Origin of the sequence: Peribacillus sp. YIM B13482 (genome assembly GCF_042787975.1) — a bacterium.
Classification (GTDB): domain Bacteria; phylum Bacillota; class Bacilli; order Bacillales; family DSM-1321; genus Peribacillus; species Peribacillus simplex_A.
Genome location: NZ_JBHZPF010000041.1, coordinates 1 through 14,246, shown reverse-complemented (window position 1 = coordinate 14,246; position 14,246 = coordinate 1). Strand labels below are relative to the sequence as shown.

Annotated in this window: 17 protein-coding genes; 6 read left to right on the top strand and 11 right to left on the bottom strand. The window is 38.9% G+C overall.

All coding sequences use genetic code 11. The features are described from left to right. Window positions 1-225: 225 nt before the first annotated feature. The 5 genes from ACFX4L_RS17945 to cdaS all read right to left on the bottom strand — a co-directional run bounded on the left by ACFX4L_RS17945 (window position 226) and on the right by cdaS (window position 5,487). Window positions 226-1,368 carry an acyl-CoA dehydrogenase family protein gene (locus ACFX4L_RS17945; protein ID WP_284470776.1) on the bottom strand — a complete coding sequence of 381 codons (1,143 nt, stop codon included), beginning with the start codon at window positions 1,366-1,368 and terminating at the stop codon, window positions 226-228. 117 nt (window positions 1,369-1,485) lie between these two features. Then, complete coding sequence (locus ACFX4L_RS17940; RefSeq protein ID WP_377405779.1) at window positions 1,486-2,733, bottom strand: GTPase; 1,248 nt, start codon at window positions 2,731-2,733, stop codon at window positions 1,486-1,488. 117 nt (window positions 2,734-2,850) lie between these two features. Next, window positions 2,851-3,603, bottom strand: a complete 753-nt coding sequence (locus tag ACFX4L_RS17935; protein WP_061463184.1) for a PadR family transcriptional regulator — start codon at window positions 3,601-3,603, stop codon at window positions 2,851-2,853. Between the two features lie 244 nt (window positions 3,604-3,847). Continuing rightward, on the bottom strand, window positions 3,848-4,594 hold the full coding sequence (gene map, locus ACFX4L_RS17930) for a type I methionyl aminopeptidase (RefSeq protein ID WP_377384383.1): 747 nt from the start codon (window positions 4,592-4,594) through the stop codon (window positions 3,848-3,850). A gap of 272 nt (window positions 4,595-4,866) precedes the next feature. Further along, window positions 4,867-5,487 (bottom strand): sporulation-specific diadenylate cyclase CdaS, encoded by a 621-nt coding sequence (gene cdaS / locus ACFX4L_RS17925; RefSeq protein WP_284470779.1) that lies wholly within the window; start codon window positions 5,485-5,487, stop codon window positions 4,867-4,869. Between the two features lie 290 nt (window positions 5,488-5,777). Here cdaS and ACFX4L_RS17920 point away from each other — a divergent pair, with 290 nt between their 5' ends. After that, on the top strand, window positions 5,778-6,098 hold the full coding sequence (locus tag ACFX4L_RS17920) for a 2Fe-2S iron-sulfur cluster-binding protein (RefSeq protein WP_089362198.1): 321 nt from the start codon (window positions 5,778-5,780) through the stop codon (window positions 6,096-6,098). Between the two features lie 108 nt (window positions 6,099-6,206). Here ACFX4L_RS17920 and ACFX4L_RS17915 read toward each other — a convergent pair whose 3' ends face one another. Next, window positions 6,207-6,587 (bottom strand): VOC family protein, encoded by a 381-nt coding sequence (locus tag ACFX4L_RS17915; protein ID WP_377384385.1) that lies wholly within the window; start codon window positions 6,585-6,587, stop codon window positions 6,207-6,209. Window positions 6,588-7,144: 557 nt separating this feature from the next. On the opposite strand from ACFX4L_RS17915, the gene ACFX4L_RS17910 reads away from it, so the two are divergent. The 4 genes from ACFX4L_RS17910 (at window position 7,145) to ACFX4L_RS17895 (ending at window position 9,596) form a co-directional block, all read left to right on the top strand. Next, on the top strand, window positions 7,145-7,609 hold the full coding sequence (locus tag ACFX4L_RS17910; protein ID WP_284470781.1) for a DinB family protein: 465 nt from the start codon (window positions 7,145-7,147) through the stop codon (window positions 7,607-7,609). Window positions 7,610-7,703: 94 nt separating this feature from the next. Continuing rightward, the gene (locus ACFX4L_RS17905; protein WP_284470782.1) at window positions 7,704-8,117 is read left to right on the top strand and encodes a VOC family protein; all 414 of its coding nucleotides are present in this window, start codon (window positions 7,704-7,706) and stop codon (window positions 8,115-8,117) included. A gap of 258 nt (window positions 8,118-8,375) precedes the next feature. Further along, window positions 8,376-8,876 carry a VOC family protein gene (locus ACFX4L_RS17900; protein WP_377405776.1) on the top strand — a complete coding sequence of 167 codons (501 nt, stop codon included), beginning with the start codon at window positions 8,376-8,378 and terminating at the stop codon, window positions 8,874-8,876. 168 nt (window positions 8,877-9,044) lie between these two features. Continuing rightward, a complete protein-coding gene (locus ACFX4L_RS17895; RefSeq protein ID WP_284472068.1) occupies window positions 9,045-9,596 on the top strand; it encodes a ribonuclease FAU-1 family protein in 552 nt (183 codons plus the stop codon). 81 nt (window positions 9,597-9,677) lie between these two features. Here the strand turns inward: ACFX4L_RS17895 and ACFX4L_RS17890 are convergent, their stop codons facing one another. Further along, entirely contained in the window at window positions 9,678-10,322 is a 645-nt protein-coding gene (locus tag ACFX4L_RS17890) for a lysozyme family protein (RefSeq protein WP_061463172.1), read from the bottom strand. A 213-nt stretch (window positions 10,323-10,535) separates the two neighbouring features. Here ACFX4L_RS17890 and ACFX4L_RS17885 point away from each other — a divergent pair, with 213 nt between their 5' ends. Continuing rightward, window positions 10,536-10,682, top strand: a complete 147-nt coding sequence (locus ACFX4L_RS17885) for a DUF4021 domain-containing protein (RefSeq protein WP_377405775.1) — start codon at window positions 10,536-10,538, stop codon at window positions 10,680-10,682. Window positions 10,683-10,860: 178 nt separating this feature from the next. Here ACFX4L_RS17885 and ACFX4L_RS17880 read toward each other — a convergent pair whose 3' ends face one another. From ACFX4L_RS17880 to ACFX4L_RS17865, 4 genes are all read right to left on the bottom strand, one after another. Continuing rightward, window positions 10,861-11,646, bottom strand: a complete 786-nt coding sequence (locus ACFX4L_RS17880) for a glucose 1-dehydrogenase (protein WP_377405773.1) — start codon at window positions 11,644-11,646, stop codon at window positions 10,861-10,863. Window positions 11,647-11,694: 48 nt separating this feature from the next. Further along, the gene (locus tag ACFX4L_RS17875; RefSeq protein ID WP_377384398.1) at window positions 11,695-12,447 is read right to left on the bottom strand and encodes an SDR family NAD(P)-dependent oxidoreductase; all 753 of its coding nucleotides are present in this window, start codon (window positions 12,445-12,447) and stop codon (window positions 11,695-11,697) included. 34 nt (window positions 12,448-12,481) lie between these two features. Further along, entirely contained in the window at window positions 12,482-13,270 is a 789-nt protein-coding gene (locus tag ACFX4L_RS17870) for an SDR family NAD(P)-dependent oxidoreductase (protein WP_377405771.1), read from the bottom strand. A 112-nt stretch (window positions 13,271-13,382) separates the two neighbouring features. Further along, window positions 13,383-14,033: a GntR family transcriptional regulator gene (locus ACFX4L_RS17865; protein ID WP_377384400.1), complete on the bottom strand. Its 651-nt coding sequence runs from the start codon at window positions 14,031-14,033 to the stop codon at window positions 13,383-13,385. Window positions 14,034-14,246 lie beyond the last annotated feature (213 nt).

The window sequence follows — 14,246 nt, the reverse complement described above, 5'->3', positions numbered from 1 at the left end:
ACACCGAACTTTCGATATTTTCCGAAGATTTAAAAAGGTATATAAATCATAACAAGATAGAGAATGATAAGCTAGTAAAAATTTCAGGTTGGAATTAAAAAGAGATAGCTAAAGCATGGAGGTACCAGAACAAATAAACGGTTGATTAAGAGTTAGTAAATAAACAGGAAAAAACTGAAACGACGAAGTCATTTCAGTGCAAATAAGGAATATCCGAATACTCACTTAATAAAGAGCGGATTTTGCGAGCATCGTAATTGTCGCATCATCCATCGGAGGATTATGAAGGCCTGCACGTACATCCCTATAGTAGCGTTGCAAGGGATTTTTCCGTTGTAAACTTTTGGCTCCGACTACTCGCATCGCTTTATCGACAATCGAAATCGATTTGTTGACTACCGATAGCTTGACAGCACCCAATTGTTTCGATAATTCATCACGATCTTCAGGGTGCTGCTCCCATTTCTCTGCGACAGAGTAAAGGAAATGGTGTGCTTCGCTCAATTCCAGTTCCATCTCTCCAATTGTCCGTTGAACATTCGGAAGGTCCCTGATTGGTCCTGGTAAGCTATTGGGAGAATAGGTTTTAGCAAATTCAACTGCATAATTTCTGGCTGCCACTGCAATTCCCAAGTAGCAAGCCGGTATATGTAAAAGCCACGCTTCAGGTTTCCTTTTTTCACCAAGATTACTTTTCATGACATAATACTTTTCAGGAAGGCTGACATCATTTAACACCAAATCATGGCTTCCTGTCCCCTGCATGGACATCATATCCCAAGTTTCTTCTATACTTACACCCATTAAATCACGATGAACTAAAAATGTGCCTAGCCGCTCGTCCTCGGGTACCCATGCCGTTACAAGAAAAATATTAAGGACGGGAGAGAGAGTAGTAAAAGTCTTTCTGCCATTCAAATTCCATTGTTCACCCTTTTTGATAGCGAGCGTTTCCGGACGGCCTCCGCGCGTCGGGCTTCCTGTTCCAACCTCCGATGCTGCCGTGTTGATGAGAGCGCCTTTCGACACCTCATCAAACAATTCATTCATGACTCCTTTTTCCCATGGTCTTTTCTCAGTTAAGGATAGGACCGTTCCGACATGCCAGCCTATTCCTAAGGCTGTTGGGCCACAATACTGAGCTATTTTTTCTTGGCATAGGAGAAAATCATATAATGAACCGCCATTTCCCCCATCCGCTTTTGCTAACGTTAATTTAGGATATCCGAATTCCTTTAACTCCTGGATGTTTTCAAATGGAAAACCCTTTGAATCATCCAGTGCTTCAGATCGGCTGGAAAAGGGCTGAATCGCTTCCTCTAATTTTTGAATATATTCTTTTTGCTTTTGTGATTGAAAAAACGACATGAAGACCATCCCTCCTGTAGTAAAGAAATCCTGAACCATTCAGCCACAGAAACAGTAACCGCCAAAACACCACTTTATCATATCACCTTAGTGTAGTTAATGGTTTGAATCTGCCCGTTAAGAGTCAATGTCTTCATTTTTATATTCTTTGTTAGCATTCTTATAAGCTTTCTTCGCCTGGTCAATATCTTTGTTTTCGATAAAGTAAGCTATCGCAGCTTGCCCGATTCCATACGTGACTGCGCCGGCTACCGCACCTGAGACTGCTAGACCGGCCCCTGGTATGAAACGTATTGCAGCCCTGACGCCTTCCCTGACAAGAAGACCGATTCCAACATTGATCCCTAATGCTGTAATGAATTCACTTGCCGTTTTGGTATTGATGTCTTTATCCGCGATAAAACCAATTACCACAATCATCAACCCTTGAATGCCGGTCAATATGGGAAAATCGGCAAAAGGTATTGGCTCTGCACCTATTAATCCGGTGATTGCCGTAAACGTTCCCACAATCGTCCGCGCGAATTTCTTCTTAACGAATTGGCTCTGAATCGCTTTGGCCGTCTTTAGCTTCGCTTCGCTGGGTAAGGCCTCGATCAAGTAATCTGAAAGCAAATCGATGTTCCAACGCATATCATAATCAATATTTCCACCTTCATCAAAGTCAATATATGAGCAAATCGGGATAATGTTCAATAGTGGGATTTCACTTTCGTTAAATCGCTTGGACATCAAAGCAATGGCTTCATCAATATTCTTTTTTTTCTTAGGGTTGGCATCAAAAGGTGCTTGTTTATAATGTGGTGGATCTAGTTCATCCACTTGGGTGACCACACAGATGACGGGTACATCATAATGGTGGATCTCTTTTACGACCTTGCGCAGCTTGTTCAACTCTTGCAGATCTTCTTCAATCCGTGAATCCGTTTCTTTTGCTTTAATCAAGAAAAGAAAAACATCGGGCTGTTCTTCGGTTACCGCTTTTATCAATTCGTCCATTGGTGTTTCTTCTTCAAATTCTTCCGTAGGAGCTTCACTCTCACCCAACCCACGGGAATCCAGCAAACGAATTTTGGGCTCAGCATCACTCGGGTACCAAAGCCATTTTCCCTTACCCGTTCCAGATTTAACAGAACTGACATATTGCCTTTCCTGACCAAACATCGCATTGATCAGTGATGATTTTCCAGATCCGCGCCTTCCTACAAGGGCAATTCGCGGTTCCCTTGCATCAACTGTCATTGTTTTAAGCTTTAAGAGTTGGTCGAGCATTTTGTTCTTTTTCGATTGTGAAATGGGAAGCTTATCTACTTGGCCTTTAATGAAACTGAATATGCTTCCTATTTCATCGTGTTTTTCTCCCATTACGCATTCCCCCTTGTTAAGAAGTGTTTTTAAGTAACATTTACCCTTGATCGAGTCAATTTAAGCATGTAACTTGAATCTCCTTACAAACTTAAGGGCCCCATTTCTAATAATCCTTTAAGACTTTTCTTTTAAGAACATAACGACACTAGCCATGTATTTTTGGATTTCCTGGACTTGAAAAGCGGCCGAATCCGCAATCTGTTTGTAATGATGCTGCCCTTCATCGGTGATTCGTAAATATCGTTTTGTTCGTTTTTCACTTTCCCACCTGCCGACAAGAAGGCCGTTCTCTTCCATTTCATGAGATAAATCATATAAATAGCCGTTTGATGCTATCCAACCGAACTGATTTTTAAGCAGATCGCCAATTTCCCCCATGTAAATGGGCTTCTTAGTGAAAGCGGCTTTTAAAGTAACATAGCGTACAAGATCCTTTACCGATATTATTTTCGAGAAATATGACCTGTATTCTTCAGGAAGTTCATTGAGAACCGAGGGATTTTCACCAGATCCCCTTAAATCGTACATGAACCGGTCAATGACCTTTTTCACCTCGGAAAACCGTTCCAGGAAATTCTCTTGGTACCATATGTAAAGTTCTTTTCCTTTTTCAGTTATCTGATAATAATTCCTTCCCTTATTCGTATATAGTGATAAATGGTTGGATTCGACAAGCGTATTGGATATTTTACATAAATAGTCATAGCTATGCACTTTTCCAGTAAACGTATTTTTTAGGTCCTGATGAATCGCCCTTGGATAATTCGCCTTAATTCTCAAAGAATGAAGTAAAAAAATCGTTAAAAATTCCCGCTGGCTCAACCCGACCGATTCAGCCGTTGTAGACAGTTTTTCCCCTTTCTTCACTGTCAAAACCCCCTTTATATCCAGTTTTATGAACTCATCAAAAAACATTTCTTCCTTCTCCCTTATTATCCTGTGCTGCCACATAATAGTAAAGTTTTTAATGCCAAACTGCCTAGTACTAATTTTTTGGATTCGATCTATTGTGGGATAGGAGAATTCCGAATATTCTGTCGAGGTTTATTGTGAAATAGTTTAAAACAAAAAGAAGAAAACGGCCTATGATAAGGCCGTTTCTTCTTTTTGTTTACTGTTCCGTTAAAATGATCGGATCTTCTTTTGTAATGACGAGGGTATGTTCATATTGGGCGGAAAGCTTTCCATCTGCCGTTCTCGCCGTCCAGCCGTCTTGGTCCATTTTCATATGCCATGTTCCTGCATTCAACATAGGCTCGATCGTGATGACCATGCCTTCTTTTAGACGGGCGCCTTTACCTGGTTTACCATAATGTAAAACGGTTGGGTCTTCGTGCATGGTTTTACCGATACCGTGTCCTGTAAAATCGCGGACAACAGAAAACTTTTCACCTTCTGCATATGACTGAATTGCATGACCAATATCCCCAAGACGATTTCCTGCCCGTGCAGCCTCGATGCCTTTATATAGTGCAGCCTTGGTTACATCCATCAAACGCTGAACCTCTTCTTCAACTTTCCCGACTGCATATGTCCAAGCTGAATCGGCCAGACCGCCGTTAAGGTTTACCACCATATCAATCGTTACGATGTCTCCCTCTTTCAAGGCTTTCTTTTGCGGGAAGCCGTGACAAATTACATCATTCACAGATGCGCACGTTGCATATTTGTAGCCGTTATAGCCCTTTTGTTCAGGTGTCGCACCATGCTCTGCCAAGTATTTATCGACAAACTCTTCAATTTCCCAAGTCGTGATGCCCGGTTTTATCATTTTAGCGATTTCTCTATGTGTCGCAGCAAGAAGTTTGCCTGCTTCATGCATCAAATGTATTTCTCGTTCACTTTTAATAGTTATCATTTATAAATCCTCTTTCGTTTTATATCTTTTCTGATTTAATCTCCTGTTTTATCATATGCCTTTTTTTATATAAAAAGCAACCAAAAACCCGGTAAAAATCACCGGGTTGATTAATTCATGAAATTTTCTGTACCTGTAATTCTGATAAAATAAGCTATAAATTACAAAAGCCTAAAAAGGATCCAGCGATTACTTATTTATGCGATTGAATATTCCAGGTGTGAATTATCTGGAACATTATAATTACCCTGTGACTTATGGTCTTAATAATTCTATATAGGCCCGTGTGTATTAATTGGGTACAGTTTCCCATTCAATGCAAATGAAACTCTTCCTGTTTCCTCTGATACTACCAATACAAGGGCATCACTCCGTTCAGATAAACCCAAAGCAGAGCGGTGGCGTGTTCCCAGTTTTTTTTCCCCGGTTGACCTGTCTGAAAGCGGAAGGACATTTGCTGCTGAAACAATCTGGTTTTGACTAACCAAAACCGCACCATCATGCAGTGGATTTCCAGGAAAAAAAATCGATTCCAATAAAGAATGGGTTAACTCCGCTCCTATTGAAATACCGGGCTGAATCAATGAATCAAGGGGATCTCCCCGTTGAATCACAATCAACCCGCCATGTCTCAAATTCGATAAATTTTGAACGCAAGTTGATAATTCGGGATATTTGTCCGTAAACGGTGACAAATAACAGTTTAAATAAAATGTTGCTGCTTTCATATCAATGTATACAAACTTTTCTTTAATTTTTTCAAAATTTCCAAGAAGGCAATAATTTTCATCACCCATTGCTTCTAAGTTATCCTGTAATGCCGTTATTACTTGGCGAATATCCTCTTTTAAAACTTGTTTCATTGGTGAAAAATCACAATTACCATTATTCACAGACAGGGCCTCCCCTTTATTTTTCACTCTTTTTTTAAGTAAACCATAATTATTTTCGTATTTGGACCTACTTGAAGCTTTTTAAATCTATAATTTCCAATCTACTTAAAGTTTGTCTTCAAGATAATTAATTATTCATCTAATGAGATAGGCACTTTGTTTAAAGAATGGGGTTTAACAATCAGTAATGATTTTTTCACATTTTTTTCTGTCATATGGACAAGGTAAGAGAATAAATATGTTAATGACCCGTTGGAAGATATCCTATAATTAATATGAGGTGGTATAAAATGCCTTACGTAACTGTATTTGACCAAGGAACTTTTGAAGTTGAAATGGGAAAAAAGTTAGTATTAGCGATGGAAGATAACGGTATAAATATTCTCCACAGATGTGGAGGGAAGGCAAAATGTACAACTTGCAGAGTGGAAATATTGGCAGGTGATTTTTTGGAAGTCACAAATAAAGAAAAAAAGGTCTTTGAGGAAAAAGGAATGGAGGATCATTTGCGTTTATCCTGTCAAATTTACGTGAATGGAGATATAACCATTCGACCGATCATGACTGTTGAAAACTCTGGAATTGCCGCTGGACCACGGCCTGCTGACTAAATAGGACCAATACTTTATTAAGCGATATAACATGATGTCATGACATATCAAAACGACTAAAAAAGTTTCCATAGTCGTTTTGATGTTTTTAATCATTTGCTATGTGAGTCACTTTTTTTCCATGACCGCAAAGTAATTTTCTTCGTTATCAGCAAAATTAAATACTCTTCCAGAAGGCATCTTTACAAGTTCCCCCAGTTTGATATTCTTCTCCGAAAAGTCTTTATATAATTCATCAATGTTTTCCGAGTAAAACATTAACGAGGGTGTATTAAGATTTAATTCAGGCTGCATTTTAGCAATGAATTCCTTGTTATGCAGGATGATACTAGTTTGTGCTTCCTTTGTTGGGGCAATTTCAATCCATCTCAAGCCTTGGCCGTTATCTTCTTCAGAAACTACGCTAAACCCCAATTTTTCTGTCCAAAATTTCAATGACTCATCCTGGTTATTTACATATAACATAATTTGACCGACATTATTAATCATTTGCTACTCTCCCTTTCTGATGGTTCCATTATTATTGATACTCTTTCCTTTTTAGCATATTTTGCGATGGAAACATATGACTACTTGAATCCTATAATAAATGTAAGATTTAAGCAATATCCACCAAACTTCTCTCCGCTTATTAAGAAGTAAAATAATGTTAAAAACAATCATTTTCTGTTTTTGAAACCTGTACACCTTAAGTAAAAAAAGGATAAATTGATTATGCTCCATTAGTCAAATATTTTACGAATTTTGCTTAGTTTTATCTCCTACATAATTCAAATGACCTTCCAGAAATTGCGCTTCCACAGTTAATGTAACATAACTTTATCTCTCTTTTTGGAATAAAGACCGTCTCTTCTTTTTATGTCACTAGCACTCCATCAAGTGTAGAAGAAAAATGATATACAGAATCATACTCATACCATTAATAATCTTGAATCTGCCCAGGTAGTTACATTAAAAAAACTGACCGATCTTTATATACTGGAATTTGCAGGACTTTTCGATTTTTCACAGAAATTCTATAGAGTATCTATCAAAGGAGGTAAATAATGTTTCTATCGAAAGAAGGATTGTTAAATATATTAGAAGGCAACAGGAGATTGACAATGCGGGTACTTGAAGCCTTTCCTGAAGAAGAATTATTTCACTATACACCGGCCGTGAAGCTTCGCCCTTTCGCCGAGATGGTTAAAGAAATCATGAACATTGAAACTGGATATATGCGTGGAATTGCACTTAGTGTATGGGAGTTTCCAGATTCGTTTGCTGCACTTTCTACAAAAGAGGCACTAATCTCTGCATGCGAAGCAGTAAGGCAAGATACTAGAAAACTGTGGGAGGAAATTACCGAGGAAACACTTGAAGCGGTTGAAAAGGATCCCTTTTTCGGACCCTCACAAAGCCACTTTGAGAGACTTCAATATGCCCTCGAAAATGAAATCCATCACAGAGGACAGGGATATATTTATCTCAGAACACTCGGGATTGAGCCACCGGAATTTTTCGTCCGGTAAAAGGAAATCTATTGCAAGAAAATTTAACAACACTCAATACAATAGGTGTATGAATCTTGTGGCAAAAAAGTATAAAATAATAGGAGTGAAACAAATGTCAGTTAATGCATATCTTAATTTTAATGGGAATTGTAGAGAAGCAGTAGAGTTTTACGCAGAGGTTTTTGGAACGGCATCACCTAATATCATGACCTTTGGGGAAACACCGCCTAATCCGGAATTTACTCTTCCAGAAGAAGCAAAAGATTTAGTCATGCATACAAGGCTAAGTATTAATGGAAGCAATGTCATGTTTTCCGATGCTTTTCCTGGCATGCCTTTTGTCGAAGGAAATAATATCAGCTTGGCATTTGTTAGTAAGGATTTGGATGAAATTAAATCGATCTTTAATAAACTTAGTCAAGGCGGTAAGGTTGGGATGGAGCTTCAAGAAACATTTTGGAGTAAAATTTACGGTCAATTAACGGATAAATTCGGAATCCAATGGCAATTTAACTTCGAGAGCTGAGAAACGAAATTTGGATATAGGACTTTTCACAAATGAAAAGTTTCTATATCCTTTTGTATTTCCATCACCAAGGATTAAAGGGATTAGTTAAATGATCGGTTGGATACATACCCTAACCTTATATCATTTTCTTGGTTCATGATAAATGGTGTATAGTAAAACGGTAATTTCAAGGTATTTAATCTTTCGCATTTCCATAATCATAATAACAAATTTAATTATCCTGGCTATACATGAAAACAATAAAGGAGAAAAATAATGAAAAACAAAATTCAAAAAATCACAACTAACCTGTGGTTTGATTCACAAGCTGAAGAGGCGGCGAAGTTCTACACTTCCATCTTCGAAAATTCTAGGATCCGAAGAAACACTAGCTATGGAAATGAAGGAAACCAAATCCATGGAAAGCCAGAGGGATCTGTGATGACCGTGGAATTTGATTTGGAAGGACAAGCATTCGTAGCATTAAATGGCGGTCCGCAATTCAAATTCACAGAGGCAATATCATTTATCATCCATTGCGAGGATCAAAAAGAATTGGACTATTATTGGGGGAAACTCTCCGAAGCGGGAGATGAAAAGGCGCAAGTGTGCGGTTGGCTGAAAGATCAATTTGGCGTGTCATGGCAAATCATCCCAGAAAATCTAACCGAGATGGTAAACGACTCCAATCCTGAAAAATCGGAAAGAATGATGAAAGCGCTGCTCCAAATGAAGAAAATTGACATTAAAACTTTAAAGCAGGCGTATCATGGATAAGTTCCAATAAACACCTTTCTGGTAAGATGATTATTTCAGAAGAGTGAACGATTTTGAAGAAGTTAACACCTAATTTCTCGGTACTTGTGAAATTAGGTTTTGATATTTACCAAAATAGAAAAGAAACAAATGGCTGATCTAGATGGTTTTTAAGGGAGAAATAAAATGATGGACAAAATATTTACAACAACACTTCAACGTGGCGATGAAATAATTGAAAGAAAAACCCGCTATGACTCTTTTGTTGTAGAACATACCTGTTTGCTGTTAAAAGCACAAAATCATCATGTCGTGCTTTTTCATGAAATCATGGATGCGTTCACGATGAAAGCGGGTCCTATAGAATTAAATATACCCACTGGAAGTTATACGATTGCTTATTATTGGAAAGACCGCCCTTATAATTTATACATTTGGAGAGATAATGAAGGTAATTATTTAGGTTCCTATTTTAATATTGTAAAAAATACATATATGGCTGATAAGTTGTTATCTTTTGAAGATTTGATCATTGATATCATGGTGCTTCCGGATGGGTCACATTTTATTTTGGACGAGGAAGAGTTACCTGTGCCCTTAGAGCAATTTGAAAGTGGTTCTGTTAAACAAGCCTTAAACTCTTTACTTGATTCCATTGATATCCTTCTTTCACAAATCATTGAGGAATCCGGGAAACTCTATAAACATTACGCTCTCCTTCCATGGTTGAACAATACATGACAATGGTTTTTTATGAACTCCACAAAAGAGGTAGACCATGAACAAAAAGCCTGCTTCATTCAGTAGGCTTTTTGTTCCCCCTCACTCCCCATCGGCTTGTGCCGATATACTGTCAAGTTCATCGATATTCTTCGTTACCTTTGCACTGTATGAGTAGTCACCGTAGCAATATGGATATCGGAAATTCTCTTTGTCTCCGCCGCAATCATAGAGGGTGGGGTTTTTTTCGACCTGAAGCAGGGAGAACTTCTTCGCAAGCTCTTCAGTATGCTTGCCCCCTTTATTTGCAACGAAATCAATATAACCAATTCCCATGTTATAAGCTTGAATGATCGTAGCAAAATCCACGTCCTTTTCATTGCCATATTCATTGATCCTATTGAAATGTTTCACTCCATACTTAATGCTTTCCGTTGGATCTGTGATTGTATTCGGGTCAAGCCCCGCCGACTCAGATGCCTGCATTGGATCACCGCCCCGTCCTCGGCTTTCCTGCTGCATCAAGGCAATCAATGTCGAAGTATGCTCCTCAAGTCCGTATTTAGACAGCTCGTCGCGGAGAAGTGTACTATACTTTTTTACGTTCGCAAAAGAATCAAGCGAATTTACTGATGTGGAAACATTTTCGGAATATGGGCTTTTCATGATCTCCTTTATAAGCAAAAATGCAAAAATCAGGATGAAAATGACAAAAACATTCTTAGATCTCTTTCGTTTCTTCTTCACATTCTCTCTCCGTTATCTCTAGGTTATATATTTATATCTTAACAAATAGTAAGAGTAATAACTATTTAGAATATCATTAAATGTTCAGGATAATGAAATTGGTATTCTATCTATAATCTCTGAACTTAGCCGCAAGAAATCCTAAAAGTACCTGAGTCACTTTAGTATATTTATTTGGACAATGAGACATCCTAATAGTTGGAGGTGTTATGTATGGATAAGAAGAATGATAAAGAAGAAATCCTTGACGAAAAATCCACGAACGACTTTGGAGCAGATCCAGATGAACAAGAGATGAATGGTCTGTATGGTATGTTGGAAACTGAATATGAAGATAATCTTCACGATAAAGAAAAGTAACGATTGGTTTCTTTAATGTTGGTTAAGCGCCTTAATATGGCGTTTTTTTATGAGTTCCGCTACTATTCTAATGGTTCGTATTTCGTTTCTGATTTTTAAAATTTGAATTCATTTGGTCATAAAATAAAGGATACGATTAAAAAGGGAGTGACCTAATACTGTCACTCCCTTTACACGTTTAGTATTGTGAAGATTGTCCGCCATCAATCGGAATGACAGCCCCGTTGATGAACTCCGATTCCCCTGATAATAGGAAGGCGACTAAACGGCCGACCTCTTCAGGTTTACCAAAGCGTTTCTTAGGATTCACACTGACGAAATCCGCCATTGCTTCTTCCCAATTTTCCCCGCCTATTTGCCTGAATGAGCCTTCTACCATTGCCGTTAAGATAACTCCTGGTGCAATGGCATTTATGCTGATTCCATATTGACCATATTCTATGGCAGCTGTTTTCGTTAAGCCTGCAACAGCATGCTTACTCGCAACGTAAGCACTTTGGTTAAGCACAGCACGAATTCCACCTACGGAAGCCACGTTCACAACTGCCCCTGATCCTTGTTCTTTCATGATTGGCAGAATGTATTTCATACCATAGAACACACCATTGATATTGATGTCCGTCACTTTGTTGAAAACTTTGCTATCGTATTCAGCCATAGGGGCTTGTTTACCTTCGATACCCGCATTATTATAAAATGCATCGATTCTTCCATACTTGTTGATTGTTTGGTCTACATAGTTCTTTACTGCTTCTTCATCCGATACATCTGCAGTGACCAGAAGCACGTCCGATTTTGGTGCAATTTCCAAGATTAAATTTTTTGTCACTTCCAAAGATGAATCGTTTAAATCAACTAATGAAAGTTTAGCCCCTTCTTTAGCCAATTCCAATGCGGCTGCTTGTCCTAACCCTGATCCTGCCCCAGTAATGATTACAACTTTGTCATCGAATCGTTCGCTCATTTGTCAAAACTCCCTTTTTAAGTTATTTCGAAAATCCTTTGATTATAATTATCCTTTAAAGCTTAAGAATCCATCATCAACAGGGATGACTTGTCCATTAATGGCGTCCGCTTTTTCAGAGAACAAGAACGTTACAACTTCAGCAACTTTTTCTGGCTGAATCAATTTTTTCCTCATATGAAGTTGTGCCAAACTGTCCAGGAACTCTGGATCTTCACCAATGATCGGCGTTTCGATGAAACCTGGTGCAACGCCGACGACACGAATCCCATATTGCGCAAGTTCAATGGCACCGGATTTAGTCATGGCGATGACTGCAGCTTTTGCGGCATGGTAATTAAAGCTGCCAATTGAAACCATTGTCCCATATATAGAAGCGGTATTAACGATCGTTGCCCCAGTTACACCAAGCTCCACCATCTTCCTTGCTGCATAATACATGCCATAATATACGCCGTGTTGGTCAACATCAACGACTCTGTGGTATGATTCTGGATCCATTTCCAAAAATGGTTTTACTAGTCCAATTCCAGCGTTGTTGAATATGCCATTGATGGTGCCATGATTGGCAATTGCTGCTTCGACCATCGCTTCCAATTCTTCCGCTTTAGCTACGTCCACTTTCACAAAAGATGCCGTGCCTCCCTTTTGTTGAATAGATTCAGCCGTTTCCTTAGCGGCAACATCATTATAATCAGCCGCTACGACAATAGCTCCCTGTTCAGCTAATTTATATGCCGTTTCCTTACCAATTCCGCTGCCCGCTCCTGTAATTATTATGACTTTTCCTTTTAAACTCATCTATGGGTCCCCCTTTAATAAAGTTTTTTGCTTATCAGATTAAAATGGCCCCTCCGTCGATTACAAGTTCTTGACCCGTAATGTGGCTGGAAAGATCGGATACTAGATACATCATTAGATTTGCGATTTCCTGAGGCTCAGCATACCGGCCATCCGGAGTCGTTGCTTCCAACTGTTTTCTAGCCGTTTCTGCTGCCGCGGAATCACCTTGGCCAAATCCGCTTTCAATCGACCGCATCATAGCCGTGTTGATGACACCTGGGCAGACCGCATTCACCCTGACACAATGTGGAGCAACTTCGACACCAGCTGTTTTCGTCATTCCAAGAACTGCATGTTTACTTGCGCCATACGCCACCATGTTTGGCGTTGCCAGTAAACCCGCTCCGGAAGCTGTATTCACGACTGCCCCGCTTTTTTGTTCAATCATATGGGGCAATACATGTTTTAAGCCCAAGAAAACGCCGCGTACATTTATTGACATTAATTGATCGAAAACCTCAGTAGGATAATCGATAAGAGGCATTATTTTGCCTTCCCACCCGGCATTATTCAAGAAAATATCGATTTTGCCATAGGAATCTATCGTTTTTTGAACATAATTTTTAATGTCGTCTTCCTTTGTAACATCGGCCTTTACAAATTTCGCTTCGCCGCCGTTTTCTTTGATTTTATTTACCGTTAGCAGGCCAGCCTCTTCGGAAAGGTCTACAACAACCACTTTGGCTCCATTTTCTGAAAGTGTAATAGACGCTGCCCGGCCGATACCCCCGCCGCCGCCGGTAACAATTGCTACTTTTTCTGTAAAATCGAATGCTTGCATAATATCCTCCCTTCTCCCTTTAATCTTGGTGATGATATTCTTGTTTGAATACGATTACATCATAACATTATTTTTGTCGATTGTCGACAATTTGATTTTAGAGTCAAAGACTCTACATCACTCCACGACTCAAGGCTTCATGAATTTCATTTTTTGCTTTAACGAAATCATCTTCTAGAATGGCCTCAATGGACATTTTTAATCTGAAATGGAAGTTTTCCATCGTTTCCGTATTCCACTGACTTTGGGCAAAAACCATGAGGATATGACTGGCTTCTTCAAAAAATCTTGATAATGCTTTATTATTAGCGATTGAAAAAATATAGCGAAATATCTGTGTTGCCCTTTTTTGATACTCGATTACATTCCTATTTTCACACTCATCGGTTGCACTTTCCAAATGCCTTTGTAATGATTGCTTATTTTCTGCATGCCACTTCCCTTGGGAAAAATCAATGCCCATCTGGATCAACCCGATCGTAACATCATTATATTCAATGATTTCCTTTTGTGAAAATGGCTTGACGATCGTTCCCCGCCGCGGCATCCTCTCAACAATACCGTCAACCTGCAATAGATATAGGGCTTCCCGTACGGGTGCACGGCTAGTGTTCAATTCTTTGGAAATGTCTTCTTCGACGATTTTCTCTCCAGCTTCTATTTCACCTTCAATGATTTTTTTTAAAATGTGTTTAGCGATTTGTTGTGGTAACGATTCTCCAAAATAAATGCCATCTGTCAAATTGGAAGAATTTCCAAACATCTTTCAGCACTCCTATACTTCTATAATTAATTTTAGTTCTTCTAGTATAACATAAGGATAAGAATTAACTTCCTTTATAAATCACATCCATTAAGGAAAGCACATATAAAGAGCCCGTTTAAAGAAAGGGCTCCATGGGGGCTGTTGACAAAATGGGGGAGAGCTTTTGCTCATTCCCCATTTTGATTTTTATCGTTAATTGCTTGTTTATTT

Excerpts from the sequence above, each read along its gene's own strand:
- ACFX4L_RS17945 (WP_284470776.1), bottom strand. The coding sequence starts at position 1,368 with ATGTCGTTTTTTCAATCACAAAAGCAAAAAGAATATATTCAAAAATTA.
- ACFX4L_RS17940 (WP_377405779.1), bottom strand. The coding sequence starts at position 2,733 with ATGGGAGAAAAACACGATGAAATAGGAAGCATATTCAGTTTCATTAAA.
- map (WP_377384383.1), bottom strand. The coding sequence starts at position 4,594 with ATGATAACTATTAAAAGTGAACGAGAAATACATTTGATGCATGAAGCA.
- ACFX4L_RS17920 (WP_089362198.1), top strand. The coding sequence starts at position 5,778 with ATGCCTTACGTAACTGTATTTGACCAAGGAACTTTTGAAGTTGAAATG.
- ACFX4L_RS17915 (WP_377384385.1), bottom strand. The coding sequence starts at position 6,587 with ATGATTAATAATGTCGGTCAAATTATGTTATATGTAAATAACCAGGAT.
- ACFX4L_RS17910 (WP_284470781.1), top strand. The coding sequence starts at position 7,145 with ATGTTTCTATCGAAAGAAGGATTGTTAAATATATTAGAAGGCAACAGG.
- ACFX4L_RS17905 (WP_284470782.1), top strand. The coding sequence starts at position 7,704 with ATGTCAGTTAATGCATATCTTAATTTTAATGGGAATTGTAGAGAAGCA.
- ACFX4L_RS17900 (WP_377405776.1), top strand. The coding sequence starts at position 8,376 with ATGAAAAACAAAATTCAAAAAATCACAACTAACCTGTGGTTTGATTCA.
- ACFX4L_RS17895 (WP_284472068.1), top strand. The coding sequence starts at position 9,045 with ATGGACAAAATATTTACAACAACACTTCAACGTGGCGATGAAATAATT.
- ACFX4L_RS17885 (WP_377405775.1), top strand. The coding sequence starts at position 10,536 with ATGGATAAGAAGAATGATAAAGAAGAAATCCTTGACGAAAAATCCACG.
- ACFX4L_RS17880 (WP_377405773.1), bottom strand. The coding sequence starts at position 11,646 with ATGAGCGAACGATTCGATGACAAAGTTGTAATCATTACTGGGGCAGGA.
- ACFX4L_RS17875 (WP_377384398.1), bottom strand. The coding sequence starts at position 12,447 with ATGAGTTTAAAAGGAAAAGTCATAATAATTACAGGAGCGGGCAGCGGA.
- ACFX4L_RS17870 (WP_377405771.1), bottom strand. The coding sequence starts at position 13,270 with ATGCAAGCATTCGATTTTACAGAAAAAGTAGCAATTGTTACCGGCGGC.
- ACFX4L_RS17865 (WP_377384400.1), bottom strand. The coding sequence starts at position 14,033 with ATGTTTGGAAATTCTTCCAATTTGACAGATGGCATTTATTTTGGAGAA.